This is a genomic window from Thermodesulfovibrionales bacterium (assembly GCA_035622735.1).
Lineage (GTDB): Bacteria > Nitrospirota > Thermodesulfovibrionia > Thermodesulfovibrionales > UBA9159 > DASPUT01.
Map to the genome: position 1 here is coordinate 1 of DASPUT010000131.1, position 5243 is coordinate 5243.

7 protein-coding genes are annotated in these 5243 nt (G+C 52.5%); 3 read left to right on the forward strand and 4 right to left on the reverse strand.

Annotated elements, in window-relative coordinates; all coding sequences use genetic code 11:
* From VEI96_07155 to VEI96_07170, 4 genes are all read right to left on the reverse strand, one after another.
* Positions 1 to 355: DUF4197 family protein (locus tag VEI96_07155; protein ID HXX57763.1), on the reverse strand; the 355-nt coding region annotated here is incomplete at its 3' end.
* Between the two features lie 73 nt (positions 356 to 428).
* Positions 429 to 869, reverse strand: a complete 441-nt coding sequence (mlaD, locus tag VEI96_07160; protein ID HXX57764.1) for an outer membrane lipid asymmetry maintenance protein MlaD — start codon at positions 867 to 869, stop codon at positions 429 to 431.
* Positions 870 to 884: 15 nt separating this feature from the next.
* Positions 885 to 1634 (reverse strand): ABC transporter ATP-binding protein, encoded by a 750-nt coding sequence (locus tag VEI96_07165; GenBank protein HXX57765.1) that lies wholly within the window; start codon positions 1632 to 1634, stop codon positions 885 to 887.
* 9 nt (positions 1635 to 1643) lie between these two features.
* Complete coding sequence (locus VEI96_07170) at positions 1644 to 2414, reverse strand: MlaE family lipid ABC transporter permease subunit (GenBank protein ID HXX57766.1); 771 nt, start codon at positions 2412 to 2414, stop codon at positions 1644 to 1646.
* A gap of 172 nt (positions 2415 to 2586) precedes the next feature.
* Between VEI96_07170 and VEI96_07175 the strand changes: the two genes are divergently transcribed.
* The 3 genes from VEI96_07175 to VEI96_07185 form a co-directional block, all read left to right on the forward strand.
* Complete coding sequence (locus tag VEI96_07175) at positions 2587 to 3219, forward strand: response regulator transcription factor (protein HXX57767.1); 633 nt, start codon at positions 2587 to 2589, stop codon at positions 3217 to 3219.
* Between the two features lie 211 nt (positions 3220 to 3430).
* On the forward strand, positions 3431 to 3874 hold the full coding sequence (locus VEI96_07180) for a response regulator transcription factor (protein ID HXX57768.1): 444 nt from the start codon (positions 3431 to 3433) through the stop codon (positions 3872 to 3874).
* A gap of 212 nt (positions 3875 to 4086) precedes the next feature.
* Positions 4087 to 5243: sigma-70 family RNA polymerase sigma factor (locus VEI96_07185; protein ID HXX57769.1), on the forward strand; the 1157-nt coding region annotated here is incomplete at its 3' end.

Consider the following 5243-nt stretch of genomic DNA (forward strand, 5'->3'; position numbering starts at 1 on the left):
AAGCCGCCTTGGGCGCGGCCTTTTCCGCAGCCCTGTTCATGCTCAGGATGAACTCATCGACCTCCTTTTGGTACCCGACCTTCTTGAGCACATCCGCGACCTTCTGGATCTTTTCTGGCATGAGGATCTTTATAGCCTGATTGCCGAAATAGCCGTTGACCTGTGAAACGCTCTTCACCGCGTTCTCAGTCCCGACAGACAGGGCTTCCTTCAGCCCGGAAGCGGTTGTCGCTTCGTCAGTCCCCCCTTTCCCGGAGAGGCCTGCGCCTTTTTTTACGTCATCGAGCAGGCCGGCATGGGTAAGAAATACGAAAACACCGAGGACAAGGAAAATCGTAAGCAGCAGCTTCTTCATCTGCGACTCCTTCCTTCCACAATAAGGGTAAAGCCTCCCGCACCACCTCTCTGAGCGGATCTCCCTTCATTTCCTAAACCTTTCCGAAGACATACTTTGCCATCAATTGCTCGATATCTATGGCGGACTCCGTCTCTCTGATCCTTCCGCCCCCGGGAAGGATTTTCTCAGAAGCTCCGGGCGTTATCTGGATATATTTTTCACCGATGAGGCCCTTCGTCTTCACCGATGCGATCGCATCCTCCTGCACCTTGATACCGGTGTTAATGCTCAGTTCGAGCAACGCCTGATAGTTGTCAAGTCCGATGCTCTTCACCCTTCCTATCTCGACGCCCGCTATTTCGACGGAAGCGCCCGGCTTGATCCCTCCGACCTGGTCAAACTGCGCATAGATCTCGTACCGCCCCCCACCGATAACCTCGAGTTTTCCGAGTTTTATCGATATATAGCCGAGGGAGAAGATACCCACAAGAATAAAAATACCGACAACGACTTCAAGGTCAAGCTTCTTCATCCTTCCTCCTCATGCTCATCCGACTGATTCTATGGGCCCTTCGAGGCTGCCCGTAATAAACTGCTTCACCACCGGGTTCGACGACCGCTTAATCTCCCCGGGCGTCCCTACCTCAACGATAACCCCATCGTGCAACATCGCGACCCGGTCTGCCACATCGAATATCTCCGGGATTTCATGACTTATCATGACACCCGTAAAACCATATTTCTTGTGGGTTGACCTGATGAGCCGGTGAATCGAATTCAAGATGATCGGATCAAGACCGGTCGTCGGCTCATCGAAAAAGACGACTTTCGGTTCCGTGATGAGGGCGCGGGCGAGGGCAACCCTTTTTTTCATTCCCCCGCTCAGTTCCGCCGGATACTTCTTCCCAATCCCCCTGAGGCCGACATCCTCGAGGGAACGCAGCACCTTTTCGCGAATCTCGCCCTTATCCAGTTTCGTCTTTTCCCTAAGGGGAAAGGCGACATTCTGGTACGCCGTGAGGGAATCAAAGAGCGCCCCGCCTTGAAAAAGGACACCGAATTTCTCTCTCATCTCATCGACAGCCCCCCCCGTGAGCTTGGTAACATCTACCCCGTCGATGAGAATGCTCCCTGAGTCGGGTTTTATGAGCCCGATGATATGCTTTAAGAGAACACTCTTGCCTCCGCCGCTCTTCCCCATAATCACAACCAGCTCTCCGTCTGCAATCGTCAGGTTTATGCCCTTGAGCACCCGCTGCCCGTCAAAGGATTTCTTTAGGTTGATCGTCTCTATCACTGTCGCCCCTTACAACAAGACCGATCCAAGGAAATAATCCCAAATGAGAATGAATACCGAAGACATGACAACCGCCTCCGTGGTGGCCTTACTGACACCTTCCGCGCCGTATCCCGTATAGAAACCTTTATAGCAGCTCACCCATGCGACGATTACGCCGAAACTCATCGACTTATATAATCCCATCCGGATGTCGGACATCTCAATGAAAGTTTCCATCTGAGAGAAATAAGTCCCCGAACTCACCCCGAGCAGGTCGACCCCCACAACATACCCCCCGTAGATTCCGATGAGGTCAAAGATCGCCGCCAAAAGAGGAAAGACTATCACTGAGGCGACGACATTCGGAACGGCGAGATAGCGTATCGGGTTGAGAGCCATTGAGGTCAGCGCGTCTATCTGCTCCGTAATTTTCATGATCCCGATCTCGGCAGTGAGGGCAGAGCCAGCCCTCCCGGTAACCATGAGGGCGGAAAGGACCGGACCGAGTTCTCGTATCAGACTGAGAGCAACCGCAGGGCCAAGCAGCGCTTCCGAGCCGAATTTCCTCAGGGTATAGAACACCTGCAGGGCGAGCACCATACCCGTGAAGGAACCGGTAAGGAGAATTACGAGGAGGGACCTGTTGCCGAAAAACCGTATCTGTCTGAGAAGTACGCGCAACTTGAAGGGGGGGCGGAAGATGCATGAAATGGTATGAACCAGAAAGATGACCATGTGGCCCATACTTCTCACCACGGATAGTGATAGTGAACCTACCGCCCTCAGGAATCCTTCCATACCGTTCCCCTGTCCCCCGCCTTCCCCTGACTGAGATCGCTCTCTTTCCTCTAGTTAGGATAAAGGGAAAAGACCTTGTTGTCAAACCACTCCCGGGTTTCTATACTTTCAAGACGGGATGTCTGCTATAATACGTTCGTATCGATAATCCTTTCTCAGAAAAGGGGAATCCGTGACGCGAGTATTCATCGCAGATGACCACGCCATCGTCCGCAAAGGGCTGCGGCAGATTATCGAGGAGACTCCGGATATCGTCGTGGCCGAAGAGGCCGGGACGAGTCAGGAGATCTTGACCAAGGTGAAAAAGACGGACTGCGACGTGCTCTTGCTCGACATCGCCATGCCCGGGTCCAACGGTCTCGAGATCCTTAAGCAGGTGAAGCTCGAGAGGCCCGATCTGGCCGTCATGATGCTGAGCATGCATCCCGAGGAACAGTACGCAGTGCGTTCGTTGAAGGCGGGAGCCTCAGGATACCTCACAAAGGGAAGTGCACCGGCAGAGTTGATCGATGCCATACGGAAAGTATCGACGGGGAGAAAGTTTATAAGTCCTTCCCTTGCCGAAAGGTTGGCCTTTGACCTGGGCGGGGCCTCGGAAAAGCCCCTCCACGATACCCTTTCGGACCGTGAATTCCAGGTAATGTGCATGATCGCATCGGGGAAGACCGTGGGTGAAATCGCCGAAGAACTCTCGCTCAGCGTTAAGACCATCAGCACCTACCGGTCGAGGATACTCGAAAAGATGCAGATGAAGAATAATGCTGAAATAACCCATTACGCATTGCAGCAAAGGCTTGTAGACTGATATCCCTTCCTTGCATTCCCTTCGCGGCATCAGTGGGAACCGCTGATTCGCAAATCCCGTGTCTTTGTCCACTCTCAGATCTCTTTGCTTGTGCCTCTATTCCAAGTAAATGTTTCTAAATTGATTGCAGGACAAACGCTGACAGAAAAATCAGACTAATTCCGATAGCGTATTCTGCCGATTATCCTCTACTATAGTCTTAGTGCCTGCAATGATAAAGATACTCATCGGTGATGACCACACGCTCGTCCGAAAGGGGCTGAGGCAGATCATCGAGGAAGCTCCGGACATGGTTGTCGTTGATGAGGCTTCCAGCGGCAATGAGGTGCTGGACAAAATCGCGAGCGGCGATTATGACGTGGTTTTGTTAGACATCACGATGCCCGGGAGAGATGGTCTCGATGTCCTGAAAAAGATAAAATCGGCGAGACCCGGACTTGCGGTTCTCATGTTGAGCATGCACCCCGAGGAACTCTATGCCCTGCGGGCCTTAAGAACCGGCGCCGCCGGATACCTCACAAAAGAGAGCGTGCCTGACGAATTGATTCATGCAATACGGCAGGTGGCGTCGGGGAAAAAGTATATTAGGCCCTTGTTCGCCCAGAGGCTGACTCAGAAAGCAGATGTCAGCCGTAGGAACAACATTCCTTCCTGAAAAATCAGTGCGATATCCCGGCAATAGTGTCTTGTAGGACAAAAACCTACGGGCGATAACTCAAAAGTCTTACAAAAAAATCAGACATCTGCGGATATTTTTTTTATTTTTCGCCCCCTATACTAAACCTAGTTAAGGCCCATGTTTTCAGTCCCCATGACAATGATATGTGACGGGTCTCCTTTTTCTTAATGACCGGACGGGGGTGCGCAATGACAGAAGGATTCGACGATTTCGCGGATTATACCGAACAGAGCGATCTTGATTTTACCGGAAGAGGATTCGGTGACGGGTCTCCGACGATCCTCGATGAAGAGCACGAGAACGAATCGGCATACGGAGAAGACGGGTCGCCTGAAGGAAGACGGAAGGTCTCCTTTTTTGATTACGAGCATGAACCCCTGCAGACCTATCTCAGGGAAATGAGTATCATCCCCCTCCTGAAAAGCGCCGACGAGATACGGATCGCGAGATGTATCGAAACGGCCGAAGAAAAGCTTTTGACCGCCGTCTTTTCTCTCCCCTTTGCCCTGGAAGAACTGGTCAACATCGGTTCCCTCGTCAGGAAAGGACGGCTGTCACTCGCGGATATCCTGCAGGGCACCGGGGAATCGAAAGAACTGTCTGAAGCCGATGAAAAAGCCTTCTTCTCGGTTCTCAACAGGATAAGGAGACTGCTCCGGAAGGGAACGGATTTCCTCAATGGAGGAAGGGCGGCAGAGCATATCACCGCACTCAAGCTGAAGCATGATTTCCTCGTCTCTCTTTCGAAAAAACTCGAAGAGACGGCGGAAGAGGTCAAATCGGTCAGGGAGAAGATGGCGGCGCTCGGCAGAAGGCTCAGGGCCTTCGGTTATGATACCGAAGCTCTCCTTCGGGGCGGTCTCAAGGTATCGTCGGGATCTCGCGGCAGGGGCTCGCGGCAGAGCACGAAGAAGAGTGCCCACGATGCACTCGTAGAACGGTACCGGGAGTACCGTGACACGATCCGCGAACGGGAACGATTGATCGGCGCACCCTTCGAAGAAATGAAGCGGATGTTACAGATCCTGTCCGAAGCACGAGCAGAAATCGACGGCGCCAAGAATGCCATGATTGAGGCCAATCTCAGACTCGTCATAAGCATAGCGAAACGGTATATCGGAAAGGGATTGAGTTTCTCCGACCTCATTCAGGAAGGGAATATCGGCTTGATAAAGGCCGTCGACAAGTTTGAATACCGGAGGGGATACAAGTTCAGCACCTATGCGACATGGTGGATCCGGCAGGCGATAACGAGGGCTCTTGCCGATCAGTCGAGGACGATACTGATACCCGTACACATGGTAGAAGTGCTCGGGCAAATCACAAAGGTTACGAGACAACTCGT